Source organism: Marinobacter sp. S0848L, assembly GCF_023016065.1.
In the GTDB taxonomy this organism is placed as follows: domain Bacteria; phylum Pseudomonadota; class Gammaproteobacteria; order Pseudomonadales; family Oleiphilaceae; genus Marinobacter.
The window spans coordinates 585468-611770 of the sequence record NZ_JALKAQ010000001.1; the positions used below are offsets into that span (position 1 = coordinate 585468).

Genomic DNA, 26303 nt, shown 5'->3' on the forward strand with positions numbered 1-26303 from the left:
TAAACTGTTCAGCAGTACCCGCTGGCACAATTGCTCAGCTCCCTGACACACAATTAAAACAATACAACAGGTTGGACAAACCATGAAAATCCGCACGTTTATATCAGCGACCGTGCTCGCTGTAGCCACCACGTTTTCAGCTTCGCAAGCTCTGGCCCAAGAAAAATTCACACTGAAACTGGCCGAAACCTGGGGCCCCAACTTCCCGATCTTTGGTGACACCACCAAGCGTTTTGCCGAAACCGTCGAGAAAATGTCCGACGGCCGCCTGCGCATCCGCATTGATTCAGCCAACAAGCACAAAGCGCCGCTCGGCGTGTTCGACATGGTGAAGGCGGGCCAGTACGACATGGGCCACTCCGCTTCTTACTACTGGAAGGGCAAGGTGCCCGAAACCCTGTTCTTCACCAGCATGCCCTTCGGCATGAACGCCATGGAACAATATGCGTGGTTCTACCATGGTGGTGGCATGGAGCTGATGCAGGAAGTATATGAGCCCCACAACATGTTGTCGTTTCCCGGCGGCAACACCGGCATTCAGATGGGCGGCTGGTTCCGTGAAGAGATCAAATCACTGGACGATCTGAAAGGCCTGAAAATGCGGATTCCGGGCTTTGCCGGAGAAGTCTTCGCAGAAGTGGGCGTTAATCCCACCAACATTGCCCCGGGTGAGCTGTACACAGCACTTGAACGCAACACCATTGATGCGGTCGAGTGGGTCGGGCCGGCGCTGGACTTGCGCCTTGGTTTCCAGCAAATCGCTGACTATTACTACACCGGCTGGCACGAGCCTGCGACCGAGCTGCAGTTCCTGATCAACAAGCGCGTTTGGGAAAAACTGCCAGCAGACCTGCAAGAAATCATGCGCGTGGCCATGCGCACCGCATCCTACGACATGCTGGTACACTCACAGCACGCCAACGCGGAAGCTTGGGCAAACATCAAGAAAGAATACCCCAACGTACAGATCAAACAGTTCCCGGCTGACATCTTCCAGGCCATGTACGATGCCAACAAGAAACTGCTGAAAGAAACCGCTGAAGAAAGCCCGATGGCCAAGAAAATCATCGATTCACAGCTGAGTTATCAGCAACAAAGCCGTGCCTATACCGAAATTTCTGAACGTGCCTACCTCAACACCATGGGAGAAGTTGAGTAAACTCTGGGCCATGCTGAATCAGAGCCGGGATCGCTCTTGAAAGTGGTTCCGGCTTTTTTCATTAATAAAACAAACAAAACATCCGCTCAGCGGAGGAAGAGGTTTAATGCGCTGGATTATCAAACTGGACGAAGGCCTGGCCTGGCTCTCGAAACTTTGCGGCTGGATCGCCTGCGTGGCCATGATCCTGATGGCCGCCAACGTATTTTATGACGTTGTCGCACGCTACGTGTTCAGCGATGTGTCAATTGGCATGCAGGAAATGGAGTGGCACCTTTATTCCGTGGTGTTTCTGCTGGGCATTCCCTACGCCCTGCGCACAGACGGCCACGTTCGAGTAGACGTGTTCTACACCAACTGGAAGCAAAAAAACAAAGCCTGGATCAATCTGATCGGCGCGCTGATCTTTGTCATCCCCTTCGCGTATCTGATTGGTGTCTATGGTTACAGCTTCGCGGTTGATGCCTATGAAATGGGCGAAGGCAGTGGCGACCCGGGCGGGTTACCTCATCGCTGGATCATCAAATCGGTTATTCCGATCAGCGCCATCTTCATGGGCACAGCAGGCCTGAACATGGCTACCTACGCCATCCGCGTTCTGGCCGGTGACAAATCCTACGAAAACGAGAACAGCGCAGGAGGCCTCGCATGATCGGTATGATTATGTTCCTCGTGGCCCTGGTCATGCTGATGTTCGGGTTCCCCGTTGCCTTTACTTTCGGTGGCGTTGCGCTGTTTTTTGGCATCTTCGCCGAAGGCATGGATCTGTTTGCCTTCATGCCTTATCGCATCATGAGCGTCATGCAAAACACGGTGCTGATGGCCGTGCCGTTGTTTATCTTCATGGGCGTGATTCTTCAACGCACGAAACTGGCCGAACAGCTGCTGACCTCAATGGGCCGTTTGTTCGGTGGCCTGCCGGGTGGTTTGGCCATTTCCACCATTCTGGTGGGCGCGCTACTCGCAGCCTCGACCGGCGTGGTCGGTGCCAGCGTGGTAGCCATGGGGTTAATCTCCCTGCCGGTTATGCTGGCCCACAATTACGACAAGCGTTTGGCGACAGGGACCATCTGCGCATCCGGCACCCTGGGACAAATCGTGCCGCCCTCAATCATCCTGATCATTCTGGGTGACGTACTGGGCTTACCGGTTGGCGATCTGTTCAAAGCGGCCGTGGGGCCGGGAATGCTGCTGATTGGCCTGTATGTTGTTTACATCCTGTTCCTGACACGGCTAAAGCCACAAACCGCCCCGGCCATGCCGCCCGACGACAGCATCAGCCGCAGCAGGGAAATCCGCAATGCGCTGTTGGCCATTATCCCGCCCTTGGCGTTGATTGTGGTGGTTCTGGGTTCTATCTTCACCGGCATTGCCACACCCACCGAATCATCGGCGCTGGGTGGTGTTGGCGCCGTGATTCTGGCCATCATTTACCGCCAGTTCAGTTTTAAAATGGTGTGGGATGCCTCCAAAGATACGGTGAAAGTCACAGCCATGGTCTTCGCGATTCTCATCGGCGCCACGGCCTTCTCCATGGTGTTCAGTTACACCGGCGGCGACTACCTGCTGGAAGAATGGTTGCTGATGCTGCCCGGCGAACAGTGGGGCTTCATCATATTAGCCATGGTGGTGATTCTGGTGCTGGGCTTCTTCATCGATTTCGTGGAGATTTCCTTCATCATCGTGCCGATTCTGGCACCGGTGGCCGAAGCCATGGGCATCAATATGCTCTGGTTTGCCATCCTGATTGCCATGAATCTGCAGACCAGCTTCCTGACGCCGCCCTTCGGATTTTCGTTGTTCTATCTCAAAGGCGTTGCGCCCGCCGAGGTGAAAACAACCGACATCTACAAGGGCATTATTCCGTTTATTCTCATTCAAATTCTGGTGTTGGCGATGATCGTCATCTTCCCGGGATGGTTCGGAATGAGCTCCACCTACTAACCGCCTCAGGGCAAGCCGGCCGGATTGCTCCCGGCCGGCTTGCCCTCTGCTTCCTCAGCTTGCCCAAACCTGATCAGTTTATATACAATTTAACAAGTGCGACTCTCAGCCTGGCTTTCGAGGCCGCCTGGTACTAAACCAACGGGAGCCTGAGTTATGTCTAGCAGCAACGCCCGCAAGGTTACGCATTCCGGCAAGGACGCTCCGCACCTTCTAAGCATTCCGCGGGAAGCGCCTCTTCCCGATCGGGAACCCTACAGCTACGAGCGCTGGCTGCTCGACAAGTTCATCCGTCTGGCCGGTTCTCCGCCCATTCGCTTCCAGCTGTGGAATGGTGACCGGATTGAACCGCAGCAACAGGCCGCACGCTTCACCTTAACCCTGAACGATTCCAAAGCGCTCTATGCTTTGGTCACCGACCCGAATCTGGCCATGGGTGATCTCTATAGCTCAGGGCGACTCGACATCGACGGTGATCTCGCCGAGTTTCTGGAAACCGTGTACCGCTCGGTTCACGCCGCCCGGCAACAGTGGCCAAAATGGCTGGATAACCTTTGGAAGAACCCGAACCCCCGTTCGTCCGGCCTGTCGCAAGCGAAAGAAAACATCCATCACCATTACGATCTGGGCAACGATTTCTACAAGCTGTGGCTGGATCAGGCTGAAATGCAGTACACCTGCGCCTACTACGAACGCCCGGACAACACTCTCGAACAGGCGCAACTGGCCAAACTGGAGCACGTATGCCGGAAACTTCGGCTCAAACCGGGCATGACCGTCGTCGAAGCCGGCTGTGGCTGGGGCGGTTTGGCTCGTTATATGGCGCGCAACTACGGCGTAACCGTTAGTTCCTACAACATCTCCCGGGAACAACTCGACTACGCCAAAGCGGAGGCTCAGCGACAAGGGCTTGACGGCCAGATCCTTTACATCGAAGACGACTACCGAAACATTGAGGGCGAGTACGACGCGTTTGTATCGGTGGGAATGCTGGAACACGTCGGCAAAGACCACTACCCGGCCCTTTCTGATTTGATTAAACGCTGCCTCAAACCTCATGGTATTGCCTTGCTGCACAGCATCGGACGCAACCGGCCCATGCTGATGAACGCCTGGATCGAGAAGCGCATTTTTCCGGGCGCTTACCCGCCGAGTATTGCCGAATTCATGCAGATCTGTGAACACAATGACTTTTCCGTACTGGATGTGGAAAACCTGCGCTTGCATTACGCCCAGACGCTAAGCCACTGGATGGAGAATTTTACCCGGCACGAGGACACCGTGACCGCGATGTACGATGAAAGCTTCACCCGAGCCTGGCGATTCTATTTAGCAGGCTCAATCGCCGCGTTTCGTGCGGGCTCGCTGCAACTGTTCCAGGTTGTTTTCAGCCATGGCGACAACAATCGGGTACCGCGAACCCGTCAGGATTTGTACGCCACCCCGACCACACCGGAGCAACCATAATGGAAACTTTCGATGCCATCGTCGTGGGCGCCGGCCCGGCCGGCTCCACCCTCACCCATGCTCTGGAGAATGCCGGCAAGAACGTTTTGATTATTGATAAGGCGTCGTTTCCCAGAGACAAAACCTGCGCTGGCTGGGTAACGCCGGCGGTGCTTGAAAGCCTTGATATCGATATCAACGATTACCGTCATGACCGAACGTTGCAATCGATCAGCCGATTCCGGATCGGCATGATGGGCCAGAGCCCCGTGGAAAATTGTCATGGTGGAGTGGTCAGCTACGGCATAAGGCGCTGCGAATTCGATGCCTATCTGCTGGACCGAGTTCAGTCCCGCAAACAACTGGACACCCCGGTAAAATCCATCACCCGGGCTGACGACCTTTGGCAGATAAACGAGCAGTGGCAAGCTCCGCTCTTGATCGGAGCGGGCGGGCATTTTTGCCCGGTCGCCAAGCAGATCGGCTCTGGCCCGGGCAAACACGAAACCGTCGTAGCCGCCAAAGAAGTGGAATTCGAAATGACGTCTGCTCAGGCCAAAGCGTGCGAAGCTCGGGGTGACACGCCGGAACTGTGGTTTTGCCGCGACCTCAAAGGCTACGCCTGGGTCTTCCGCAAGGGCAACTTTCTGAACATCGGCCTGGGCCGTGAAGACAACCACCGGCTGACCGACCATCTGGAGGACTTTGTTCAAGAGATGAAACAGGCCGGTCGTATTCCCGGCGATTTACCCGACCGTTTCAAAGGCCACGCTTATCTGTTGTACGACCACGCCGGGCGGCCGCTGGTCGATGACGGGGTATTATTGGTGGGGGATGCGGCGGGGTTGGCGTACACCCAAAGCGGTGAGGGCATTCGACCCGCCATTGAATCCGCATTGATTGCGGCCCAAGTCATTCTCGACGCACCGGATTACTCCGCCTTATCTCTTCGCCACTATGGCGAGCACCTTGCCAAACGCTTTGGCCACCGCTCCAATGAACGGGAATCGGCCTTCGAAATGCCGGACTGGCTCAAACAATCCCTTGCCAGCACCTTAATGCGCTCTCACTGGTTTACGCAGAAGGTAGTGACGGAAAAGTGGTTCCTGCATCAGCAAATCCCGCCGCTGCAGATCGCGGTGTAAAATGCACAAAGGCCGGGCAATAGTGCCCGGCCTTTGTTTTTCCTCGCACCAACCGTTGGCGTGGCCACGGCTGGCGTTTTGGAAGTGTTGCTTAGAACTTCACACGCATACCGGCAAGGAAGCCCATGTCAGTGTCGTCTTCATCGGTGTCAGCAATTTCAGCAAACACGCTGACGTTCTTGGCCGTCGGGAATTTGTAGGTCACGTTCGCGTACCAGGCCGTCACGTCGTCACTCTTGTCTTCTTCCTGATTCTGCATGCCGAGTGCGACAGCAGTGGTGCTAGTAACGTCGACGGTCGCTGCAATGTTGTACAACGTCGTCTCAAGATCCGTGTTGCTGTCATCGGTGACACTGTAGTCAGCGGCCAGACCAAACATGCCGAAGTCGTAACCGGCGCTCAGACCCCAAGTGTCTAGGTCGTCCAAGCCAATGGGCGTATTACGCTGGTACGCAGCAGCCAGTTCCAGGCCGGCAATTTCCGTAGAAGCAAACAAATCAAAGAACTCGCCGGTGATGCCGCCTTTGTCCTCGGCCTCCAGTTCGTAGGAAGCAACCAGGTAGACGTTGTCCAGTTCTACATCAACGCGGAAGGTATCGTCACCATCCGTTTTTACGGCGTCAAACTGATCTTCGTCTAACGGCGATTCATAAGCTTCTTCGATGCCGAATTCGTCAGACGCAAAGTTTTGCTTACCCATGGATAGCGAAGTAACGCCGTACTGGATACCAACGTAGGCTTCTTCAATCGGCTCATCGACATCTTTGCCGTTGGCGTGGTCCTTGAAGTCAAAATCCAGGCGACCGAAGGCTTTCATATCGTTGCCCAAATCGTAGCTCACGTAGTTCTTCAGCTCCAGGTCATCAAAATCTACGTACTCATTGGTGTCGTCACCAATTTTCTTGCGCAACTGAACTTGGAAATCACCGTTCAGTTTGTATGTAAAACCATCTTTTTCATAAACAGTCGCGGCATTTACAGAACCTGCAGCAACAGTAGACACAGCAACAGCCAGAAGAAGCTTTTTCATTATTTACAACTCCACGTTCATTTTTGGTTTAGTGTTTATCGGTTGCTGGAATCGACCCAGCGGTCCCACTCTTTTCGAGTTTGTTCGTCAGCTTTCAGATACCAGTAGCGCAGCATCCTGCTGACCATTTCCTGATCCGGATCAGCTTGCGGATCCAGTAATGATCCCTCTGGGTTCATTTGCAGCTCCGCACCGGTGGTCTGCGCTCTCACAGCCACCGCCGCAATTGCGCCAGACCGGTTATAAGCGGCCAGCTCTTGCGGGTAGTCCCGCACCAACTGAAAGCCCTCCTTCTCGAGCACGTCGGCAGTGAACGCCACGGCTCGGCCCTGATCATCAATCAGCTGCCAACTTCCCTGCTGATTGAAGTTCGCCATTTCATGTCGGGTATCGATTCCCGGAGCACTTAGCTTCAGCTCCGTATCCTCAGCGCTGACACGCACAACAAAGGCATCGCTGGTTTCCCGGATCTCTTCCCGACCGATTTCGGTGGTGCACTCCACCACCAGCTGCTGTGTGCCGTTAGCCAGCGTAAGGGACTGACCGGAGGAGGCGGTTTGTTCGCTGCCCTGCACTGCCTGCACGTTCACACAAGACCCAAGCGTCAGCTGCACCTCAGCCAGAGCTGGCAGTGGCAGTAGTGCAATCATCAAACGGGTAATACGGGTAAATCTCGTCACGTTCTGAATCCGATAAGTGGTCACCGGCAACGGTGTTGAATCAACTGGAATGACACTATGGAGGGGGGGTATGACAGCGCTATTACAACGCGATATGGGCAGGCCGTTTTTATTACTCAGTATCCGGAAACAATAAAACCGCACCCGAAGGCGCGGTTTTTTTAGGCAATTAAGGCTTAAGTATCAGTGTGTTGATGCCCCGGCCACCTCAATTCGGTAGAGCGTGGTGGTACCACTTACCTCGTTACCCACCGCCAGGATCGGCTGGCCGACCGGACTGTCTTCTGCCCGAATGAACGCCATGCCCTCGGGCCCCAGATCTCCGGCCTTGCCAGCTTCAACCTCCGCCGTGCTGACAGAGAAATCCCGGTTATTCAGGTACTGCACGAATTGTGGGCGCTGAGGATTGGTGACGTTGTACACCATAATGCCCCCCACTCGCTCCAATCCGATAAAGGCATAATTCTGACCCTGGATCTCGCCAACGGCCACGGCTTCGGGTTCCGGCCCTTTATCATCAGAACGGTCATCGACACCGTTCTCATCGTTGGTTGCATTGAAGCCTTCAGGAATCAGATTCGCCGTGATGCGCTCGAAGTCGTTGCCAGAATCAAACACTCGTTGCCCGTGCTCGTTCCAAATAGAGAACGACCGGGCACCATAGCTATAGAGCTCACCGAACACGCAATCTTTCTCTACATCCGTGGCCTTGTTGGCCGGATCACAGCCGTTGATCACGCCTAGAGTGGAGGTGACCTTCAAGCGACCCAGATTGGCCTTGTCCTGCAGTTCTTTGCGCTGCGCCTCGTTACCGAAAGCCTCGCTCAGTTGCAGATCTTTCACCCGGAACTCTTCGCTGAAACCGTCGTAATCCCGAGAGTCGCCTTCGTTGGCGGTAATGTAATAGGTCTTGCCGTTGTAGCCATAGCTGGCAATCGCATCGGGCTGATACATGCCTTTAACGGGCCAGTTCTGAAGGTTGATACCGCCATCCTTGTTACTGGCATCCATCTCGTTGCCCAGCAGGCGATGATCTTTGAATCCCAGCGGTAGAACATCGACAATCCGGGCACTCTCAATATCCAGAACGGCCACCGCATTGTTCTCCTGCAAGGTTACCCAGGCTCGAGTATTGTCTTGGGAAACCGCAATGAACTCTGGCTCGAAGTCCTGAGCGGCTGAAGCCCCCGGTCCAAAGATACGAATACCGGATTCACGCAGTTCCTGTTCACGACCGTTGTAGGCACGGAAGTCCGCGGTTTTAACCGTCGCGTTTGCAACACCGCTGGCAAGGTCGATCACGCTCACGGAGCCTTCCGGGTCTGTGGTGTAGTCGTCGCTCGGTTCGCCCTCGTTAGCCACCAGCACTTTTTGACCATCGCGGGTAAAGGTCACCATGTCTGGCAGCGCACCCACCGTAACCTCACCCACTTTGGACAAGTCGGATGAGTCGTAGAACACGACCTTGCCTTTCGCCTGCTTCACTTCCGCCTCGATGGCTACGGCCACCAGATCTCCATAAACCGCGACACTGTTGGCAGACGCCCCTTCCCGGCTGGCGTCGATGGTGTCGATCAGTGCAGGAGTCGCCGGGTTGCTAATATCCAGCACATCCACCGTGGCAGCCTTGGCGTTAACCACAAACAGCCGCTGGTGAGAGGGATCGTGCGCGATGATTTCCGCCGCACTTTCATCAAACACATCGCCTTCTGGTACATAGCTGCCCAGCACACTCAGCTCAATCAGCCCGGGCACTTCAGCGTTGCCCCGAGAGTCAGTGTCGACTGCACAGGCTGCAAGGCTGCCCGCTGCAGCGAGAATGGCGGAAGTCAGGAGAGCACGTTGAAAAATCATGTTTACCTCGGGTTTTCGTCGACGTTGTTTAAATGACGACCCACCCTATGGCAAACAGATGACAGAAAAGGGGCGAAAATAAGTCAAGTTGAAGACATACGTAAAAAAATGGCGACTCCAAGAGCCGCCATTTGAGATGCCGTCGCTTTACCGGGTTTAGTGGCCCAAGTAGCTCCGGTACATCCAGACCGTTTTTTCCTGCTCTGAAATGTAATCGCTCATCAGCGCAGCTGTGCCTTCGTCGTCAGATTCGCCGGCAAGGCTAAGAATGTCACGCTGTTTTGCGATCAGCTTACTGAAGCTATCCACAATGTTGCTTACGGCTTCTTTGCCATCCGAAACGTTCTTGCGCTCAGCCACTTCCGACTGCTCAATGTATGTGCTGTAAGCGTGAGCCGGAACGTGGCCCAACGTCAGAACGCGCTCGGCGATTTCATCAATTTTAAGCAGCAGATCGTCGTACAGTTCTTCAAACTTCGCGTGCAGCTCGAAGAAGTTCTCGCCCTTAATGTTCCAGTGGTATCCGCGAACGTTCATGTAAAAAATCTGGTAGTTCGCTAAAAGCCCGTTCAAGGAATCCGCCAGCTTCTGCGTTTGTGCTGTATCAAGACCGATAAAATTCTTACCCATGATGAACCTCCTGGTTTTATTTTGGGCTTTCGCTAATTAAGACAATAAGCCCTTTTGTTGCGCTATTGAAGTTTAGTTCTCCAATCGCATCGATAGTGAATGGCCATAAACTCAACCAAAAACCTATAGGTCTGCACTATCAAATCCACTTGAACATTCTATTTGAGAAACGCTCTCATTTATCTTGTAATGACGTTAACACATCATCCTCGCGGAGAAAGTCATGAGCGCGTTAAAACACTTTGTTCACAATCACGGATCACACGTTGACCAATCGCTGCTGAAAACCATCACGTTTGCGGTCACTCACTTCACCGTTGCGTTCTCCGTCGCTTACCTGTTAACCGGAGATCTTCTAATCGGTGGGTTGATCGCCATGGTGGAGCCGGCCATCAATACCGTTGCTTACTTCTTCCATGAAAAGATGTGGGCACGCCACAGCCAGAATTCAACCACTTCAGCTGAAAACCGTTTTCAGCCCACGCCACAATCCGGCTGGTCGTCAGCGTCAAACCCGGGCTAACTGCCCGGGCCACAGTCCATGCACTCATCGACCGCTTCCGGCCCTTCCTCCAAATGGTAAAGAAGGTTTTTCAGGGCGGTTCTTAACCCTTCTTCAATAACCGGGTGGTAAAACGGCATCGCCAGCATCTCGCTAACGGTCATCCGTTTTTGAACACACCAGGCCAACAAATGCGCGATGTGTTCAGCTGCCGGGCCAAACATCTCGGCACCCAGAAACAATCCGGTTCGGTGTTCGCCGTACAGCCGCAACAAGCCGCGATTCTTACCGATCACCTTACTGCGGCCCTGATCTTCAAAGCTGACCTCTCCAACGGCAAAACAGCCCTCGCATTTTTTATCGACGTCGTGAATGCTTAAACCGACAGAAGCAATCTGGGGGTCGGTAAATACCACCCCCATCGAGGCCTTTCGGATGACCGCGCGGACATCGGGCCAGCTACCGGCGTTATCTCCGGCAATGCGGCCTTCGTCTGCGGCTTCATGCAGCAAAGGGCGCTCGTTGTTGACATCACCAACCAGAAAAATATGGCTATCGCCGCAGCGCATGGTATTGGGGTCAACATCTGGCATACCGCGGTCGTCCAGTTCGATGCCCGCGTTCTGGATATCAAGGTTATCGATATTCGGCCGCCGCCCTGTCGCCGCCAACAGATACTCGAACGTATCCTTATGCTCCTGCCCGTTTTCCACCCAGGTGATCTGTACTCCAGTTTCAGTGCGCTCGATTCGCTTCGTTTCAGCCTTCGCGCTCAGCGGGAACTCCTCACCAAACGTTTGTAGCGCATAATCACGGATTTTCTCATCGCGAATGCCGCCAACGCCGCCGCGCACGCCAAACAGCCGAATGCGAACACCTAGCCGGCTCAGCGCCTGCCCCAGCTCCACACCGATTATCCCGGGGCCAAACACGGCTACCGATTCCGGCAGGTCGTCCCAGCTGAAAATATCGTCGTTCACCACCAACCGATCTTTCGCACCGTTAAACATGTCCGGGACATTGGGCCGCGACCCCGTGGCTATCACAATGCGATCAGCGATCACCTCGGTGTCTTCGCCGACAATCAAACGGTGCGGGTCCACAAAGCGAGCATGGCCCATCAACCGCAGTTCCTCTGGCTGATTTTCCATGGACCGAACCACCGATTGCACAAACCGGTCACGTTCGTTGCGCACGCGTGCCATCACCTGGCGGCCATCAATCTTGATGCCGGCAACCTGCACACCAAACTGACCAGCCTGGCCCGCATTATGGGCGCTTTCGGCAGCAGCGATCAGCAGTTTACTGGGCATACAGCCCACTCGCGCACAGGTGGTGCCGTATTGCTTAGCCTCGATCAACACCACCTTGTCGGTTTTCTTTCGTGCCCGCTGGTAAGCCACCATACCTGCGGTACCGGCACCGATAATGGCCACATCGACTTCACGCTTTTCCATCAGGCCTCCTCAAACAACATTTCGCTGAGTTTTCTATAACTTACGCTTCGAGTATAGAAGCATATTGACTCATGACAGGTGAAAACGATAAAAAATCCGCTTATGCTTTCGGGTTTAACCAGGATGGAGACAACAGGTGCAGGATTACTGGCTGGAATTTCTTACCGTGGCATTGATTCATCTGTTGGCCGTTGCCAGCCCCGGGCCAGACTTCGCGGTGATGCTGCGCCAAGCCATCACCCAATCACGCCGAAACGCGATGCTCAGTGCCGTCGGGATCGGTCTGGGTATTTTGCTGCACGTTGGCTATTCGCTACTGGGCATCGGGTTGATCATTCAGCAATCGGTGATGCTGTTTACCGTGCTGAAGATTGTGGGTGCTCTGTATTTGTTGTGGATCGCCTGGCACTGTTTGCGGGCCAAGCCCGGCGGCGTTCATGTCGAAACAAAGAATGGCAAGGCGCAGTCAGGTTGGGCGGCGTTCCGCCTCGGTTTCCTGACCAACGTGCTTAACCCGAAAGCGACGCTGTTTTTCGTGTCCTTGTTTTCCGTGGTCATCAACCCGGGGACACCGGTGCTGCTTCAGGCCGGCTACGGCCTCTACATGGCAATAGCCACCGGCTTGTGGTTTACCTTGGTGGCGCTGTTCTTCACCCACCCCCGTGTCCGCCGAGGTTTCAACCGGTTCGGACACTGGCTCGACAGGGTCATGGGCGGTGTTCTGGTGCTGCTGGCCGGGCAGTTGCTGTTTTCTACAGTGAGCGGATCAGAGCCTCTGTCTGCTCCCACCCCAGGCACGGGTCAGTAATCGAGCAGCCGTAAACCAAGTCTTCGCCGTCGTCCTGGCGGCCGAAGGCCAGGAAGCTCTCCAGCATCAAGCCCTTGATGTGGCTGTTGCCATTGCGCTTCTGCGCCATCACCTCATGGGCAATCTCGACTTGCCGTTCCGCCTGCTTGCAGGCGTTATCGTGACTGCAGTCGACCATCACAGACGCTGACACACCAGCGCTTTGCAATTCCTTCACCGCCCGGGCAATGCTTGTTTCATCGTAGTTGGTGACCCCTCGGCCGCCACGCAGAACCAGATGGGTATCCGGGTTTCCAGCGGTGGTGATCATCGCCGGCGCGCCCGAGTGGGAAATGCCCATGTGATGATGGCTGTGCGCCGCCGATTTCATGGCGTTGATCGCCACAGACACGCCACCGTCGGTGCCGTTCTTGAAACCGGTAGGCATGGGCAACCCGCTGACCAGCTCGCGGTGAATCTGTGATTCAGTGGTGCGAGCGCCAATGGCCGTCCAGCTCACCAAATCGCCAAGGTAATCCATCATGAACGGGCTCAAGGCTTCGGTGGCCAGCGGCAAACCCAGTTCAGACAGCGCCAACAGCAACTTTCGGGAACGCACCAGCCCCTGGTTCAAATCGCCCTCTCCGGTGCGCGCCGGGTCGTACAACAGCCCTTTCCAACCCACCGTGGTGCGAGGTTTTTCGAGGTACGCGCGCATCACAATCAGGAACCGGTCACTGACCTCATCCGCGAGCGCTTTCAGCTTGGTGCCGTAATCCAACGCAGCCTGTTCATCGTGAATCGAGCAAGGCCCGATAACGATCAGCGTGCGCGGGTCTTCACCCTTCAGCACATTGCGAATCTGCTCTCGGTAGCCAGCGATGGCCCGGGTCAGAGGCTCGCCGGCAGGAAACTGTTGGCGCAGCTCATTGGCGGTTGGCAGCTTCGCTTCCTGACGAGGCTGGCAAGTGGTCGACGATACTGAGTCCAACGTTTCAGTTTTCAGAGGCATGTTCATATCCGTGTTCCCGTTTTCCCTAAGTCAGAATCAAAAAAGCCCCGGCTGGGCTACCAGTCGGGGCTTTTTGAGTCCGGTGGCAGCCTGGGTTGTTTGCCGGGCTGCCTTCCTCGCTAAATTCGGTCGATGAAGATCTTATGGGCGGCCCGAGCTCTGGCTAAAATAAAAGCCATAACCACACCACCAAAAATACACAGCAGAACCTGCGGCCTTCAGGTTTTCACCGAAAGCTTTCAGAACATTCAATTGACAGGCTGCGTGTAGTGTCTTCATGCTTTTTACTATATACCCACGGTTTTAGGGTTGGCAACCGGCAATGCTGATTATTTTATCATCAGCTGTCGGCATCAAGGATTGTGGAGGTCTGCATGAATATCGAAAAACCGAGCTGGTTCGCCCGTTTCACAACACTCGGGATGGTCTGCCTGCTGGCCTTGTCCGTCGTCACCACCCACGTTCAGGCCGAACCCGAAGCCCGCATTTATCAGCTGAAGAACCGGACCGCTGATGATGTTTCCCAACAGATTCGTGCGCTCTATCAACAAGCTCCTGTTTCTGTGACCGCCCGGGGCCTGCAATTGGTGGTTCGAGGTGAACCGGAGCTGCTGGACGAAATTGGCACCTTGGTGAACACGCTGGACGTACCACCGGTGCAAATGCGCATCAGTGTTCGCTACCTGCAGGACATCGGCGGAAAACAATCCGGGGCCGGCGTCAGTATTACCAACAACAAAGCGAACGCTCGTGTGCAAAGCCGCACCTACAGCACCAATTCCAACAGAGTCCGCCAACTGGTTGTTCAGGACGGTCAGTCGGCGCACATCACCTCGGGTAATGTGCGCAGCTTGCCGTTCGCCGTTCAGGGTGGGCGAAACCCGGCGATGATTCTGGAAAGAGTAGAAACCCGGAGCGGCTTCGTGGTGAGCCCGCAAGCCATATCGGATCAAGCCATAGAATTGAACATTGTTTCTTTCGAGGAAGACCCGGCCGCGCTGGAAGGCTATGAAACCGAAGCGCTGATGACCATACGCCGGGTTCAACCCGGGCAGTGGGTTGATCTTGGTGGCACCCGGACGGAAGATACACACCAGCGAGACGGCATTCTCTATCGGGCAAACGGCAAGCAAGCCGACAATCAGTCGATTGAAGTAAAGGTGGAGGTTCTGCCCTGACTTAAACGCCGCGTTTGCCCAGCAACAGATCGCGGGCCTCATTCAGCTTGGCCGCCAGATAATCATTGCCGCCACGATCCGGATGCAGTTTCTGCATGAGTTTCCGATGGGCAGTAACTATGTCATCCCGGGAACATCCCGGTTGCACACCCAGAATGTCGCAGGCCTCTTGTTCTGACATCGTTCCGGAGCCTGAAGCATTTTGGCCGGCCGAAGCGCCATTCGGGCCATCCGCACCATCGTTTTGAGGCCCCGACGAATCGCCCATCATTTTTCGAAATAAAGGCGCATAACGCAGCAGCGCCGGCAACTTGCGTAATAAAGGAATGAGCGCAGCCACCGCCGCAGTCAAAACATGCACTCGCCCGGTCAGCACCATAAACAGCAGCATCGCGCCGCCTGCCACCAGCACAATTTTCCAAATGGCGGCTTTCTGCCCCTGAGGAGACAAAGCACCCCACTTTTTAAGCACAACGAATACTGCGATGGCCAGAGCCAGGCCAAGTACCAGCTGCATAATTCATTATTCTCCTATCGCGGCTCGCGGATCATCACACCAACGGTTGATAGCCAATGTACTGCGTTCAGCGGTGTCACGCACGAATCAAATTCAGCCGTCTGCCCCCAAATTACTTAATTACACCTACTATTGATGAAACTGGCGTTAATTTGCACAAAAAATGGTCTTATAAAGCAACCAAGCTAATGACAAAACAGTACAACTTTTGTAGCATGCTACGCGCTACGCTTACTGACCATTTGCGTCTATTTTAAATGCAATCGTCATCAGCTCTTAACTCGCCATAACAAGCTTCCGCTTTTCTTAGTCTTGGCGACGGAATACGCATCAGGAAACCAGCCCCAGGAACTCATCTATGCGCACCGCATCCCGTTTTGTCATCGCCATCGTTTTTCTAGGTCTCGTCCTCGGCGGTATCTTCGGCTACAAATTCATGCAATTTGGCCAACTGAAAGAGATGCTGTCACAGCCTCAACCGCCCGCTATTATCTCGGTTACGCAATCAACAACCGAGAATTGGAAGCCGTCTATCAAAGCCGTTGGCAGCATTGAAGCCGTAAACGGCATCGCCGTATCCAATGAAGTTCCTGGTGTGATCAAATCCATCAACTTCGAATCCGGCGACAACGTCAAGAAAGGCGACATCCTGATCGAACTGGATGCCGCGATTGATGAAGCCGCCTTGCGCACCCGCCGGGCCGAGGCTCAGTTGGCAGACCAGGATTTCAAGCGAATCTCCGATCTCCTGCCCAAGCGCGCGGTGTCACAGTCTCAATACGATACGGCAAAAGCCAATTACGACGCCGCTCGTGCTCGCGTCAACGAAGCGCAAGCGCAGCGCGACAAGAAAATCATTCGCGCACCGTTTGATGGCAGGCTCGGCATTCGCATGGTCAACCAGGGTGAATACCTGCCGACCGGTAGCCCGATTGTCGAAGTGAACATGCTCGACCCCATCTACGTGGATTACACCCTGTCCGAGAAACACCTCGCCAACGTTGAAAGTGGCTTCCCGGTTTCGGTCACCGTGGCCGCCGTGCCAGAGCACACGTTTGAAGGCAAAGTCAGCGCGATCAACACCTCAGTCAGCCCGGAAACCCGTACCGTACGGATCCGCGCCACCCTGAACAACGAGGATCACCTACTGCGCCCCGGCATGTTCGCGACCATTCAGACCGGCCAGCCCAGAGACAACAAGGTTGTCACGCTTCCGCGTACCGCGATCTCTTACAACACCTACGGCAATTTTGTGTTCGTTGTCACCGATAACGACAAGGACGAGCAGGTTGTTGAACGTCGCACGGTCACCACCGGTGAGGTTCGCAATGGCCGCACCGCCATCACTTCTGGCCTGGAAGCAGGTGAAACCGTGGTTTCCAAAGGCCTGTTGAGACTGCGTGCCGGCCAGCGCGTCAAGATTCAGGACGAATCCGACAAGGAGGCGTCTGAATAATGCGTTTCACCGACATCTTCGTCCATCGGCCGGTTCTCGCCACGGTGGTCAGCTTGCTGATCCTGTTGGTGGGCGCCCGGGCCGCCATGGAAATGGAAATCCGCCAGTACCCGAAACTGGAAAGCACCACGGTAACCGTCACCACGGCGTACCCCGGTGCCAGCTCGGATCTGATCAAAGGTTTCATCACCACACCTCTGCAGCAAGCCATTGCGGAAGCCAGTGGCATCGAATACCTGACCTCCACCAGCTCGCAAAGCGTATCGACCATTCAGGCCAAAATGGAACTGAACTACGATGCCAACGACGCTCTGGCGGAAATCCAAGCCAAGGTGGCCAGTCAGCGTAACGTGCTGCCGGCAGAAGCCGAGGACCCGGTCATTACCTCCACCACCGGCGACAGCACCGCGCTGATGTACATCGCGTTTTACAGTACCGAGCTGGATGTCCCGCAAATTACCGATTACCTGACCCGTGTTGTGCAGCCGAAACTGCAGGCGCTGCCCGGTGTCGGTAAAGCCCAGCTGCTGGGCCGAACCTTTGCCTTGCGGGTATGGCTGGACCCGGAGCGTCTGGCCGCAGTAGACATGACGCCCACCGAAGTTGCTGCCAAGCTCAGAGCCAACAACTATCAGGCCGCTGTGGGTAAAACCCGGGGCAAATACACAGAAATCAGCCTGACCAGTGACACCGACATTGCCGACCCGGATGCGTTCCGCAATCTGGTGGTCAAGCAATCCAATGGCACGCTGATTCGGCTGCAAGACATTGCCCGTGTTGAACTCGGCTCCCAGGACTATGACAAGATTGCGCTGTATAAAGGCCAACCGGCTACCTACGTCGCCATCGAAATCGCGCCGGGCGCCAACCCGCTGACCGTTGCAGATCTGGTGAAGTCCGAACTGCCAGACATTGAAAGCCAGCTACCCAGCGGCATGGGAGTGCGACTTGCGTACGATGCCTCAGACTTTATCGAAGACTCCATCAACGAGGTAATAAGTACCCTGATCGAAGCCATGATCATCGTACTGGTGGTCGTGTTCCTCTGCCTGGGCTCAATCCGGGCCTCTGTGGTACCTTCCATTGCCGTCCCGCTGTCTTTGATTGGCGGCGCGTTCATCATGCTTATTTTTGGCTTCTCCCTAAACCTGCTGACTCTGCTGTCGATGGTTTTAGCGATCGGTCTGGTGGTGGATGACGCCATCATCATGGTGGAGAACGTTCACCGACACATAGAACAAGGTGAGTCACGCTTCGAAGCCGCCATTAACGGCGCCCGTGAAATGGCGACCCCGATTATCGCCATGACCACCACATTGGTGGCGGTGTACGTGCCTATCGGTTTCATGGGCGGGCTGGTTGGCTCGCTGTTCACCGAATTCGCGTTCACGCTGGCAGGCACTGTAGTTATCTCCGGTATCGTCGCCCTAACACTCTCACCCATGCTGTCCGCCAAGGTGCTGAAGCCTCACGGCGAGCCCGGAAAATTCGAACAGTTGGTCGAGAAGTTCTTCAACGGTATAGCCAATGGCTACAAAGCGGCACTTTCATCGTTGATGCAAACCAAATCGGTTGTCGTATTCTTCGCATTAGTGGTGTTGGGCTCCATCTACTTCATGCAGATGATGAGCCAGAGCGAGCTGGCCCCTACCGAAGATCAGGGCATTCTGTTCCATCAGGGCCTTGGCCCCGAAACATCCACCTTGGACTATCTGCTTGAACACGGTCAGGAAGTGCAAGGCCGCATGTCGGAGCTGCCGGGTTACAAAGAGGACTTCATGATCATCGGCATTACCAGCCCGAACGCCGTGTTTGGCGGCTTCAAAATGGCGCCATGGAGTGAACGTGAAGTCAGCCAATTCGATATTCAGCCAAAACTGGATGCCGAACTGAAGAACGTAACCGGCTTACAAACAGCCGTATTCCCGCTGCCTGCATTGCCGGGTTCTGGCGGCGGCCTGCCCTTCCAGTTCGTGGTCAGCACCGGTGGTAGCTATGAACAGCTGGATCAGGTGGCCGACGAAATTCTTGGTAAGGCGATGCAGAGCGGGAACTTCATGTTCCTGAAAAAGTCCATCAACTTCGACAAGCCGGTCACCAAAATTCACATCGACCGTGACCGCGTAGCTGACCTCGGCCTTTCGATGCAGGAAGTCGGCCAGACGCTGGCCAGCATGCTCAGCGGCGGTTACATCAACCGCTTCAACATGGAAGGCCGCTCGTATCAGGTGATTCCGCAGGTTGATGATCAGTTCCGCCCAAGCAAAGAAGCGCTGGACGAATACTACATTCGCACAGGCAGCGGAGAACTGGTTCCGCTCTCCAGCGTTGCCAGCTTCAACGAAGAAGTCGAACCGTCAAACCGCACCCAGTTCAACCAGCAAAACTCGCTGACACTGGAAGGCGTGGTGATGCCGGGCGTAGCCGACGGCACCGCGATGGACTTCATCGAAAAGACCGCAGAAGAAGTGTTCCCGCAAGGCTTCAGCTTTGACTACACCGGCGCCTCACGCCAGCTGGCGAATCAAGGCAGCGCGCTGGTGGTGACCTTCTTCCTGTCACTGCTGGTGATTTATCTGGTACTCGCCGCCCAGTTTGAGAGCTGGCGCGACCCGATTATCATTCTGGTGTCCGTACCCATGTCGGTGGCCGGTGCCATGGTGTTTATCGTGCTTGGTTTTGCCACCATGAACATTTACACCCAGGTGGGGCTGATCACGCTGATCGGGGTGGTGTCCAAAAACGGTATCCTGATCGTGGAGTTCGCCAACCAGCTGCAAAAAGAGCGGGGCCTGAACAAGGTCGATGCCGTGGTCGAAGCCGCAGCCATTCGTTTGCGCCCGATCATCATGACCTCACTGGCCTTGATCTTCGCGATGGTGCCGCTGCTGATTGCCGTAGGTCCGGGCGCCGAAAGCCGCTTTGCTATCGGCCTGACCATCAGTGCTGGTCTGGGCATTGGTACCCTGTTCACGGTGTTTGTGCTGCCGGCGTTCTACATTCTGCTGGCCCGTGACCACCATGGCTCGGCAGCCGATGAATACGGCAACGACGAAGAGTCATCACAGGTGCCGGCGAGCAACCACTAACCCCGCACAGCAACACAAAAAAGCCCGGCATGGCACCATGTCGGGCTTTTTTTGTCAGGAAGCAACGATCCTGTCCGGCGCTTCCAACGCTGCCTCTCCCGTCTGCAGACGGCGGCGCCACTGGACGGTCTCGCTGGGCAACTCACCGAAATGTTCCCGGTACAGCGCAGCAAACCGCCCCAGATGTGAAAATCCCTCATCGGCGGCGTACCAGGAAATATGGGGCACATCACACTGGCAATCCACCAGCCTGCGCCGTACCCGGATCAACCGACAGCGCTGGTAGAAACGGTAGGGGGTCATTCCGGTTTCCCGCTTCATCAGATAATACAGATTGCGCTCGCTGACCCCGGAATGGTTTGCCAGCTCCTGCAAATCGAACTCCCAGGCGGGCTCCATGCGGATTTTGTCGATAACCCGAAGAAGCCGGCGATCGAGCTCTGGGGGCGTTTCGTTGGGTTCACAACCACCCTCTCGGGCGATGTTGTCCAGTTCGTCAAACAGGCTATCGGCCGCAGCGCAGGCATCGTTGTGATCCTGGAAGAAGTTGGAGCGCAACAGAAAGTGATTCACCCGTTCCGCCATCCAGGCTAACACCCCCTGCCCTGGCCTGGCGCTGCCGCACCATTGTTCCGGGTTTAACAGAATCAGCCGGGACTGCCCGCAGGCGCGCTCGGAAATTGCCTGGCTGGAGGTGATGGCGGCCATCGGGAAAGCCGGCTGTCTGCAATCGCCATTCACCAATACATCGCACTGCCCCGATACCGGCACCACCAGCAATGTCCCAGGCAGTCCGCACAGATGCACCTCGGCATCCTGGGCCAGATCCAGGGCACACACGACCCCACGGTCAACACTCAGGGAAGACAGCTACCCAGCAACAGTTTGCGGCCGCTCAAGAGTGAGACCAACGTCATCACAGGCCAGCAACTCACGGATAGCCGCCTGCCATTCGCCGGCTGCAGCGCGATTGAGTCGAAGGTAGGCATCCAGATCCGGTTTGGCAGTGAGATTGCGCATACAGCGTGAACAGGCAGTGAGTGAGCTTGCTGTTTTAAGCCAGCGTGCCGCAAACCCCTAGCCAAATCTTGCAAAACGGCAAGAAACGGGACGGAGTTTGCCTGTTAATTGATTCTTATCAATCCAGTGGCAGCTCATCCAGGGGGACGGCCGGGCCATCAAATAGCCCTGACCCCGGTGACACTTCAATTCCTGGAGCTTGCGTTTCTGAATCTCGGTCTCGATGCCCTCCGCTACCACCTCCAGAGTCAGCGCCTCGGCGATGGCCAGAATGGCGGAGACAATCCGCGAATCCCTGCCATCCTGCCCCAGCCGCTGAACAAACTGCTGATCGATCTTGAGCACATTCACAGGTAGCGCATGCAGATACGCCAGCGAGGAATACCCGGTACCGAAGTCGTCAATGGCAACTACCACTCCCTTGTCACCGAATTCCCGGAGTTTGTCCAGGCAACGGCGTGACAGGTTCATCAGGTGGGTTTCAGTAATCTCGATTTCCGGCTGCCAGCCAACCTGTCGAACCCGTTCGAAGAAAGGCTCCAACAATCCATCCAGCCGGCCATCAGCAATCTGGCGGGCGGAAATGTTAATGGCCAGACATCGACCCGGCAATTTCCCGAGCCGGCACAATAGGGTAGTCTGGCGATTCGTGGGGGATGGAGGCTTCGTCCCCTTTGCAATCACCCACAGGATTCCCCGTGCCTTGACCCTAGCAACCCTCTTCTGGCTGTTTGTCGCCGGTTTCGCCATCTGGTACTGGTGGCGGGCCAAAGCCATCAAAGACTTTGTCTTGCAGGCTGCTCACCGGTACTGCAAATCCATGGACGTAATGCTGCTGGACGACGCCGTTTATCTTCGCGGACTCTGGTTCAAGCGCGATCAGAACGGAAAACTGCGAGTGTGGCGGCGTTTCCTGTTCGACTTCACCACCACCGGCGAAGAGCGTTACACCGGCCGTATCATCATGCTTGGCCAGAGCATCATTCACACCGAACTTGAACCGCACCGATTCTGACCGACTGTCACCGGAGCCGTCTCACCCAAATGGGCGATTACCGGCACCTGTGTTCATCCGCGATACTCCCTGTTGCATGTCGACAACCAACAAAAACAACAGGAGTCATCTATGCGTTTTGCCATGCCCATCCGGCTTGTGGCCGGAATTCTCATGCTGGTGTTCTCGGTACTGAGCCACGCCAGCTACACCCAGACCCGTCATCCGATTGTGCTGGTACACGGTGTAACCGGCTTCAATACCCTTGGCGGTCTGATCAACTACTTCCACACCATTCCCTGGAACCTTGAACGCAGTGGCGCAAAGGTCTATACCGCCAGCGTGTCCTTCGTGAACAGCAGCGAACAGCGTGGCCAGCAACTGGCCAACTACGTCAACAGCCTGGGCCACAGCAAGGTCAATCTGATGGCGCACAGTCAGGGTGCCCCCACCTCCCGGGTGGCAGCGGCCCTGATTCCCCACAAGATCGCGTCGGTCACGTCGATTGACGGCGTGAACAAAGGCTCCAAAGTCGCTGACGTTATCCGGGGCATCATCCCTCCCGGCAGCTATGTTGAAGGGAGCGCCGACGCCATTGCCAACGCCCTGGGCGGGCTGATTAATGCCCTGTCCGGAGCCAGCAACCCCCAGGATGGTATTGCCGCCCTGGAAACCCTGACCACTCCAGGCACCACCAGCCTGAACGACGCCCTGGGCTGGAAAGGGGTTAATCGTAATGCCTGCGCGGGTACCAGCGAAGATATCTGGATCAGTGGCCAGAAGATCAAGTTTTTCTCCTGGACCGGACGCGCCGTATGGACCAACGTGTTAGACATTACCGATCCGTTCCTGGGCGTGACCTCCCTGGCCTTTGGCAGCGAGCCCAATGATGGTCTGGTCGGCGTCTGCGCCACCATGATGGGCAATGTCATCGGCACCCACTACGACATGAACCACGTCGATGCGATCAACCATCTGCTGGGCGCCCGCTCTCTCTGGACCAACCCGGTCTCACTCTACCGCAGCCAGGCCAACCGTCTGAAAAACCGCGGTCTGTGAGGTGGTTATGAAGCACCAGTCCACCCGGAAACTGCGGTGGCTGCTTCCCGTTGCCCTGCTGGCCATTATGGCCAGCAGCGGCCTCTGGTACTGGCAGGCACCGGATTCAGAACCCAGGCCAGACCCGGCAGAAACCTTTGCCAGTGCGCCTGCTGTCACGCCACCGGAGGTCACCCAGGCATTGGCCCCGGTTCCCTCCAATAAGGAACCGCCACACCAGACACCCACCAGCCTTCCCGACCAGAACTTTGCCCGTTCCCTGGCCGGCACGGATATCGACGGCGTCCTCAAGGCAGACCGCAACGGCGAGTTGATTCTGGACCTTGGCGTTCGCGACTTCTTCGATTACTTCCTGAGCGCCGTGGGTGAAGTCTCACCAGAGGCCGCCATCGGACAGATCCAGTCCCTGGCCCGCAACTATCTACCGGAGCCGGCCGCCAGCGATGCCATGGTTCTGCTCGACCAGTACCTGGCTTACAAGCAGGCTGCGTTACAGCTGATGCAGACGGAACTGGATCCGAGCCGACAACACGACCCTGTCTACCAGCTAACCGCCCTCGGCGATGCCCTGAGCAGCCTGAAACAACTGCGCCGTTCGACCTTCAGCCCGGACGCACATCAGGCGTTTTTCGGCGAGGAAGAGGCCTACAGCGAGTACACCCTGGCGGCCATGAGTATCCAGCAGCGGGAAGATCTTTCCGATCAAGGCAAACAGGCGCTGATTGAATGGCACCGCAAACAGCTGCCGGAGTCGCTTCGGACAACCGAGCAACGACTGCAGAGCGAAACCCGCGAGCATCAGGCCCGACTGACTGCCCTGGAGAATACCGAAGCACCGGAAGCCGCCGGCCGGAAGCTGGTGGAGCTGGGCATGGACCCGGAAAGTGCCGAAGGGGTCGTCAGTTACCTTAAACAACGTGAAAGTTTTGATCAGCAGTTTTCCGAGTTCGAACAGGCTGTTGACGCCGAGGATCTGGAAGGCCTGGCCGGAGCAGATCGTCAGAAACATAAGGATGCCCTGCTGGAGCAATACTTCCCCGATGAACAGAGCCGAACCTGGGCCCGACTCAGAATGCTGAACCAAAGCTGACCACTCTGTGCTCTGGCTCCCGAAATCCGGAGCCAGAGCGTTCTAGAATCGGAGCTTGTGTTCCGTGGATATCCCGATCATGACGGCCGAACAAATCCAACAGCAACAGGCCAGAGGCTTCCTGACCCTGCGTTTTGTGCCGGCACTGGAAGCCGACTACCGCAAAGCGCGTTCTGCGTTAATCCGTCAACGGGCGAGATTGGCATCTATCGCTGGCCTGCTGCTCTTTCTGGTGTACGCCCTGGTAGACCTGATGACCCTGCCAGCCGAGCTGGCCCGTCTCGCGGCTGGAATAAGACTGGCCATTACCTGCCCGATCATCGCCCTGGTTCTCTGGCTAGCCCATCGGGAAACCCCCGACGACCACCACTTCGAGCGGCTGTATGTGTTTGCCTATATCGCCGGAGGCCTGAGCGTCATTGCCATTATCCTGGCCGCCCGCTGGCACAGCTACCCTCTGCCTTATGAGGGCATGATACTCATGCTGATGTTCGGATACTTTGCCATGGGACTGCCTTTTTTTTCCGCCTCGGTGGCCTCCTTTGTTCTGGTGTGGACCTACCTGCTGACTGAGCTCTGGGCCGGCAACCCCGCCACCACCACCCTCACCAATCTGTTCTTTCTGATGACCGCAAATGTCATTGGTATGGTCGGCGCCTGGATCAGCGAGTACCGTCACCGTGCCCACTTTCTCGACCGCCAGCTCCTGGATCTGTTGCACCAGTCCGCCAGGAACGAGAGCCGTCGGAAAACCGAGCTGATCACCGCGGCCAGCCATGATCTTCGCCAACCCCTGAATGTCATCGACCTGACGCTGGAAACGCTGCAACCTGAACGCGAACACTCCGAGGTGATGAATCAGCTTCGTGATACCGTGGGTCAGCTCCGTAATCTGCTGGGAACGGTGTTCGACAGCGCCCGACTGAACGAGGGCATGATTCAGCCGGAACTCCAGCCTGTGCAACTGAACCATACGTTGCAGGAGCTTGAAGATCTGCTGTCAGACACCTTGTCCCGTCGCGACATCCGCCTGGACATTGCCCCGGCCGAGCCCGGGCTGGCCTTGACCGCGGATCCCAGCTTGCTGTTGCGAGTATTGCAGAACCTGGTCATCAATGCCGCCGACCACAGTGGTGGCCAGCGCATTCAGGTCAACACGGTCACCACCGGGAACTGGGCCCGCATCCGGGTGTGCGATGACGGGCGCGGGCTGCCGGAAAGCCTGCACACACAGGTTTTCGACCCCTACATTCGTGCCGGTGCCAGCCACCAGGCGGGGCTTGGGCTGGGCCTGACCATCGTGCGCGAATTCTCCCGGCTCATGGGCGGGCAATGTGGAACCGAATCATCCTCGGGCCGGGGCGCGGTATTCTGGGTGGCACTGCCGGTTGCTGTTACAACCAGCCCAGGGCCCGGGCCCGGTTCACGCATTCAGTCCGATTGTGCACCCCCAGTTGGGTAAAGATCGCTTTCAGGTGGGTTTTGACCGTGTGTTCAGTCAGGCCCAGGCTCTGGCAGATGCGTTTGTTGGGAAACCCTTGGGCGAGGAGCGTCAGCACTTCGAGCTGACGTGGTGTTAACGGGGTCTCCGACACCAGAGCCGCCATACCCCCGGGGAAATAGCCCTGCCCCCGCCGTACCGATTGCATCATACGAACCAGTGCCGCCCGGCCGGCCGATTTGGCCAGAAACCCCGCCGCCCCGGCCGTTCGCACGGCCCTGACGGTGCTTTCGTCCTCACTGCTGGAGATAATCACCACCGGCGGGGTGTTCCGCAAGCCAGCCAGACGCGGCAACAGCGAAAGTCCGGCTTCTCCGTTAAGTGCCAGGTCAAGTAATACCAGATCGACCCCGGTGCCATGGACCAGTTGCTCGGCCGCGTCCTCCAGCGTGCCCACCGTGACCACCGAGAGCGCCAGTTCCTCCTGCCGGATCAGGCCCGCCAGCGCCAGCGCAAACAGGGCGTGGTCATCGACCAGCAAAACCTTCTCAAAGGCTGTGGTTCGATGATGTTCTGCCGAAGATGAGCCATGCCGGAGCGATGTCACATGCATGATAGTGCCCCGCTGTGTTTGTTTTTGTTACTGTGGACACCCCACTATAATCCAGCAAGCCCGGCGCCTCAGCGGCCTGCTTAACACTTTCTTACAAAAGTATTGAACCTTTCGCGCCATCTGATCTCGCCTGAAACATAAATGTCATATTTCTGAAGCATCCTTCCGGCATCACAACCATCTGATCTGAAAAGGTTTTC

25 protein-coding genes are annotated in these 26303 nt (G+C 56.1%); 14 read left to right on the forward strand and 11 right to left on the reverse strand.

What is annotated here, in order from left to right:
• Window positions 1–82 precede the first annotated feature (82 nt).
• From MWU64_RS02790 to MWU64_RS02810, 5 genes are all read left to right on the forward strand, one after another.
• Complete coding sequence (locus MWU64_RS02790; protein WP_247060564.1) at window positions 83–1159, forward strand: TRAP transporter substrate-binding protein; 1077 nt, start codon at window positions 83–85, stop codon at window positions 1157–1159.
• Window positions 1160–1265: 106 nt separating this feature from the next.
• Window positions 1266–1811 carry a TRAP transporter small permease subunit gene (locus MWU64_RS02795; protein ID WP_247060566.1) on the forward strand — a complete coding sequence of 182 codons (546 nt, stop codon included), beginning with the start codon at window positions 1266–1268 and terminating at the stop codon, window positions 1809–1811.
• Window positions 1808–3103 carry a TRAP transporter large permease subunit gene (locus MWU64_RS02800; protein WP_247060569.1) on the forward strand — a complete coding sequence of 432 codons (1296 nt, stop codon included), beginning with the start codon at window positions 1808–1810 and terminating at the stop codon, window positions 3101–3103. Before MWU64_RS02795 ends, MWU64_RS02800 begins: the two co-directional genes overlap by 4 nt.
• Before the next feature lie 156 nt (window positions 3104–3259).
• Window positions 3260–4570 carry a cyclopropane-fatty-acyl-phospholipid synthase family protein gene (locus MWU64_RS02805; protein ID WP_247060579.1) on the forward strand — a complete coding sequence of 437 codons (1311 nt, stop codon included), beginning with the start codon at window positions 3260–3262 and terminating at the stop codon, window positions 4568–4570.
• Complete coding sequence (locus MWU64_RS02810) at window positions 4570–5694, forward strand: NAD(P)/FAD-dependent oxidoreductase (RefSeq protein ID WP_247060581.1); 1125 nt, start codon at window positions 4570–4572, stop codon at window positions 5692–5694. Before MWU64_RS02805 ends, MWU64_RS02810 begins: the two co-directional genes overlap by 1 nt.
• Before the next feature lie 91 nt (window positions 5695–5785).
• Here the strand turns inward: MWU64_RS02810 and MWU64_RS02815 are convergent, their stop codons facing one another.
• From MWU64_RS02815 to MWU64_RS02830, 4 genes are all read right to left on the reverse strand, one after another.
• Complete coding sequence (locus tag MWU64_RS02815) at window positions 5786–6724, reverse strand: porin (RefSeq protein ID WP_247060583.1); 939 nt, start codon at window positions 6722–6724, stop codon at window positions 5786–5788.
• Window positions 6725–6759: 35 nt separating this feature from the next.
• Window positions 6760–7404 carry a DUF2057 domain-containing protein gene (locus MWU64_RS02820; RefSeq protein WP_247060585.1) on the reverse strand — a complete coding sequence of 215 codons (645 nt, stop codon included), beginning with the start codon at window positions 7402–7404 and terminating at the stop codon, window positions 6760–6762.
• Window positions 7405–7587: 183 nt separating this feature from the next.
• The gene (locus MWU64_RS02825) at window positions 7588–9258 is read right to left on the reverse strand and encodes a choice-of-anchor I family protein (protein WP_247060587.1); all 1671 of its coding nucleotides are present in this window, start codon (window positions 9256–9258) and stop codon (window positions 7588–7590) included.
• Between the two features lie 156 nt (window positions 9259–9414).
• The gene (locus MWU64_RS02830; RefSeq protein ID WP_133007303.1) at window positions 9415–9888 is read right to left on the reverse strand and encodes a Dps family protein; all 474 of its coding nucleotides are present in this window, start codon (window positions 9886–9888) and stop codon (window positions 9415–9417) included.
• A 223-nt stretch (window positions 9889–10111) separates the two neighbouring features.
• Here MWU64_RS02830 and MWU64_RS02835 point away from each other — a divergent pair, with 223 nt between their 5' ends.
• Window positions 10112–10411 carry a DUF2061 domain-containing protein gene (locus tag MWU64_RS02835; RefSeq protein ID WP_247060596.1) on the forward strand — a complete coding sequence of 100 codons (300 nt, stop codon included), beginning with the start codon at window positions 10112–10114 and terminating at the stop codon, window positions 10409–10411.
• Here the strand turns inward: MWU64_RS02835 and MWU64_RS02840 are convergent.
• A complete protein-coding gene (locus MWU64_RS02840) occupies window positions 10408–11847 on the reverse strand; it encodes a dihydrolipoyl dehydrogenase (RefSeq protein WP_247060598.1) in 1440 nt (479 codons plus the stop codon). The two genes, MWU64_RS02835 and MWU64_RS02840, sit on opposite strands and share 4 nt — an antisense overlap.
• Window positions 11848–11983: 136 nt before the next feature.
• On the opposite strand from MWU64_RS02840, the gene MWU64_RS02845 reads away from it, so the two are divergent.
• Complete coding sequence (locus tag MWU64_RS02845) at window positions 11984–12655, forward strand: LysE family transporter (RefSeq protein ID WP_247060600.1); 672 nt, start codon at window positions 11984–11986, stop codon at window positions 12653–12655.
• On the opposite strand, the gene MWU64_RS02850 is transcribed toward MWU64_RS02845, so the two are convergent.
• Window positions 12600–13652, reverse strand: a complete 1053-nt coding sequence (locus MWU64_RS02850) for a 3-deoxy-7-phosphoheptulonate synthase (protein WP_247060602.1) — start codon at window positions 13650–13652, stop codon at window positions 12600–12602. The genes MWU64_RS02845 and MWU64_RS02850 overlap by 56 nt on opposite strands.
• 368 nt (window positions 13653–14020) lie before the next feature.
• Between MWU64_RS02850 and MWU64_RS02855 the strand changes: the two genes are divergently transcribed.
• Window positions 14021–14824, forward strand: a complete 804-nt coding sequence (locus tag MWU64_RS02855) for a secretin N-terminal domain-containing protein (RefSeq protein ID WP_247060604.1) — start codon at window positions 14021–14023, stop codon at window positions 14822–14824.
• Window position 14825: 1 nt separating this feature from the next.
• Here MWU64_RS02855 and MWU64_RS02860 read toward each other — a convergent pair whose 3' ends face one another.
• Window positions 14826–15341 carry a DnaJ domain-containing protein gene (locus MWU64_RS02860; protein WP_247060606.1) on the reverse strand — a complete coding sequence of 172 codons (516 nt, stop codon included), beginning with the start codon at window positions 15339–15341 and terminating at the stop codon, window positions 14826–14828.
• A 358-nt stretch (window positions 15342–15699) separates the two neighbouring features.
• Between MWU64_RS02860 and MWU64_RS02865 the strand changes: the two genes are divergently transcribed.
• Together MWU64_RS02865 and MWU64_RS02870 are read left to right on the forward strand one after the other, a co-directional pair.
• Complete coding sequence (locus MWU64_RS02865; RefSeq protein ID WP_247060608.1) at window positions 15700–16797, forward strand: efflux RND transporter periplasmic adaptor subunit; 1098 nt, start codon at window positions 15700–15702, stop codon at window positions 16795–16797.
• Window positions 16797–19886, forward strand: a complete 3090-nt coding sequence (locus MWU64_RS02870; RefSeq protein ID WP_247060610.1) for an efflux RND transporter permease subunit — start codon at window positions 16797–16799, stop codon at window positions 19884–19886. The genes MWU64_RS02865 and MWU64_RS02870 overlap by 1 nt, the downstream gene beginning before the upstream one ends.
• 54 nt (window positions 19887–19940) lie before the next feature.
• Here the strand turns inward: MWU64_RS02870 and MWU64_RS02875 are convergent, their stop codons facing one another.
• From MWU64_RS02875 to MWU64_RS02885, 3 genes are read right to left on the reverse strand one after another with little or no spacing between them, the layout of a single operon-like run.
• Window positions 19941–20726, reverse strand: coding sequence for a helix-turn-helix domain-containing protein (locus MWU64_RS02875; RefSeq protein ID WP_247060612.1), 786 nt, complete (start codon window positions 20724–20726; stop codon window positions 19941–19943).
• A 30-nt stretch (window positions 20727–20756) separates the two neighbouring features.
• The gene (locus tag MWU64_RS02880; protein WP_247060614.1) at window positions 20757–20906 is read right to left on the reverse strand and encodes a hypothetical protein; all 150 of its coding nucleotides are present in this window, start codon (window positions 20904–20906) and stop codon (window positions 20757–20759) included.
• 57 nt (window positions 20907–20963) lie between these two features.
• Window positions 20964–21518: an EAL domain-containing protein gene (locus tag MWU64_RS02885; RefSeq protein ID WP_247060616.1), complete on the reverse strand. Its 555-nt coding sequence runs from the start codon at window positions 21516–21518 to the stop codon at window positions 20964–20966.
• A 91-nt stretch (window positions 21519–21609) separates the two neighbouring features.
• Here MWU64_RS02885 and MWU64_RS02890 point away from each other — a divergent pair, with 91 nt between their 5' ends.
• From MWU64_RS02890 to MWU64_RS02905, 4 genes are all read left to right on the forward strand, one after another.
• Window positions 21610–21921 carry a DUF3301 domain-containing protein gene (locus tag MWU64_RS02890; RefSeq protein WP_023009553.1) on the forward strand — a complete coding sequence of 104 codons (312 nt, stop codon included), beginning with the start codon at window positions 21610–21612 and terminating at the stop codon, window positions 21919–21921.
• Window positions 21922–22032: 111 nt separating this feature from the next.
• Window positions 22033–22959, forward strand: coding sequence for an alpha/beta fold hydrolase (locus MWU64_RS02895; RefSeq protein WP_247060618.1), 927 nt, complete (start codon window positions 22033–22035; stop codon window positions 22957–22959).
• A 7-nt stretch (window positions 22960–22966) separates the two neighbouring features.
• Complete coding sequence (locus MWU64_RS02900) at window positions 22967–24049, forward strand: lipase secretion chaperone (protein ID WP_247060620.1); 1083 nt, start codon at window positions 22967–22969, stop codon at window positions 24047–24049.
• Between the two features lie 79 nt (window positions 24050–24128).
• Window positions 24129–25511, forward strand: coding sequence for a HAMP domain-containing sensor histidine kinase (locus MWU64_RS02905; RefSeq protein ID WP_247060622.1), 1383 nt, complete (start codon window positions 24129–24131; stop codon window positions 25509–25511).
• Here MWU64_RS02905 and MWU64_RS02910 read toward each other — a convergent pair.
• The gene (locus MWU64_RS02910; RefSeq protein WP_247060624.1) at window positions 25444–26103 is read right to left on the reverse strand and encodes a response regulator transcription factor; all 660 of its coding nucleotides are present in this window, start codon (window positions 26101–26103) and stop codon (window positions 25444–25446) included. The two genes, MWU64_RS02905 and MWU64_RS02910, sit on opposite strands and share 68 nt — an antisense overlap.
• Window positions 26104–26303: the final 200 nt, after the last annotated feature.

Excerpts from the sequence above, each read along its gene's own strand:
- MWU64_RS02790 (WP_247060564.1), top strand. The coding sequence starts at position 83 with ATGAAAATCCGCACGTTTATATCAGCGACCGTGCTCGCTGTAGCCACC.
- MWU64_RS02795 (WP_247060566.1), top strand. The coding sequence starts at position 1,266 with ATGCGCTGGATTATCAAACTGGACGAAGGCCTGGCCTGGCTCTCGAAA.
- MWU64_RS02800 (WP_247060569.1), top strand. The coding sequence starts at position 1,808 with ATGATCGGTATGATTATGTTCCTCGTGGCCCTGGTCATGCTGATGTTC.
- MWU64_RS02805 (WP_247060579.1), top strand. The coding sequence starts at position 3,260 with ATGTCTAGCAGCAACGCCCGCAAGGTTACGCATTCCGGCAAGGACGCT.
- MWU64_RS02810 (WP_247060581.1), top strand. The coding sequence starts at position 4,570 with ATGGAAACTTTCGATGCCATCGTCGTGGGCGCCGGCCCGGCCGGCTCC.
- MWU64_RS02815 (WP_247060583.1), bottom strand. The coding sequence starts at position 6,724 with ATGAAAAAGCTTCTTCTGGCTGTTGCTGTGTCTACTGTTGCTGCAGGT.
- MWU64_RS02825 (WP_247060587.1), bottom strand. The coding sequence starts at position 9,258 with ATGATTTTTCAACGTGCTCTCCTGACTTCCGCCATTCTCGCTGCAGCG.
- MWU64_RS02830 (WP_133007303.1), bottom strand. The coding sequence starts at position 9,888 with ATGGGTAAGAATTTTATCGGTCTTGATACAGCACAAACGCAGAAGCTG.
- MWU64_RS02835 (WP_247060596.1), top strand. The coding sequence starts at position 10,112 with ATGAGCGCGTTAAAACACTTTGTTCACAATCACGGATCACACGTTGAC.
- MWU64_RS02840 (WP_247060598.1), bottom strand. The coding sequence starts at position 11,847 with ATGGAAAAGCGTGAAGTCGATGTGGCCATTATCGGTGCCGGTACCGCA.
- MWU64_RS02850 (WP_247060602.1), bottom strand. The coding sequence starts at position 13,652 with ATGAACATGCCTCTGAAAACTGAAACGTTGGACTCAGTATCGTCGACC.
- MWU64_RS02855 (WP_247060604.1), top strand. The coding sequence starts at position 14,021 with ATGAATATCGAAAAACCGAGCTGGTTCGCCCGTTTCACAACACTCGGG.
- MWU64_RS02860 (WP_247060606.1), bottom strand. The coding sequence starts at position 15,341 with ATGCAGCTGGTACTTGGCCTGGCTCTGGCCATCGCAGTATTCGTTGTG.
- MWU64_RS02865 (WP_247060608.1), top strand. The coding sequence starts at position 15,700 with ATGCGCACCGCATCCCGTTTTGTCATCGCCATCGTTTTTCTAGGTCTC.
- MWU64_RS02870 (WP_247060610.1), top strand. The coding sequence starts at position 16,797 with ATGCGTTTCACCGACATCTTCGTCCATCGGCCGGTTCTCGCCACGGTG.
- MWU64_RS02880 (WP_247060614.1), bottom strand. The coding sequence starts at position 20,906 with ATGCGCAATCTCACTGCCAAACCGGATCTGGATGCCTACCTTCGACTC.
- MWU64_RS02895 (WP_247060618.1), top strand. The coding sequence starts at position 22,033 with ATGCGTTTTGCCATGCCCATCCGGCTTGTGGCCGGAATTCTCATGCTG.
- MWU64_RS02900 (WP_247060620.1), top strand. The coding sequence starts at position 22,967 with ATGAAGCACCAGTCCACCCGGAAACTGCGGTGGCTGCTTCCCGTTGCC.
- MWU64_RS02905 (WP_247060622.1), top strand. The coding sequence starts at position 24,129 with ATGACGGCCGAACAAATCCAACAGCAACAGGCCAGAGGCTTCCTGACC.
- MWU64_RS02910 (WP_247060624.1), bottom strand. The coding sequence starts at position 26,103 with ATGCATGTGACATCGCTCCGGCATGGCTCATCTTCGGCAGAACATCAT.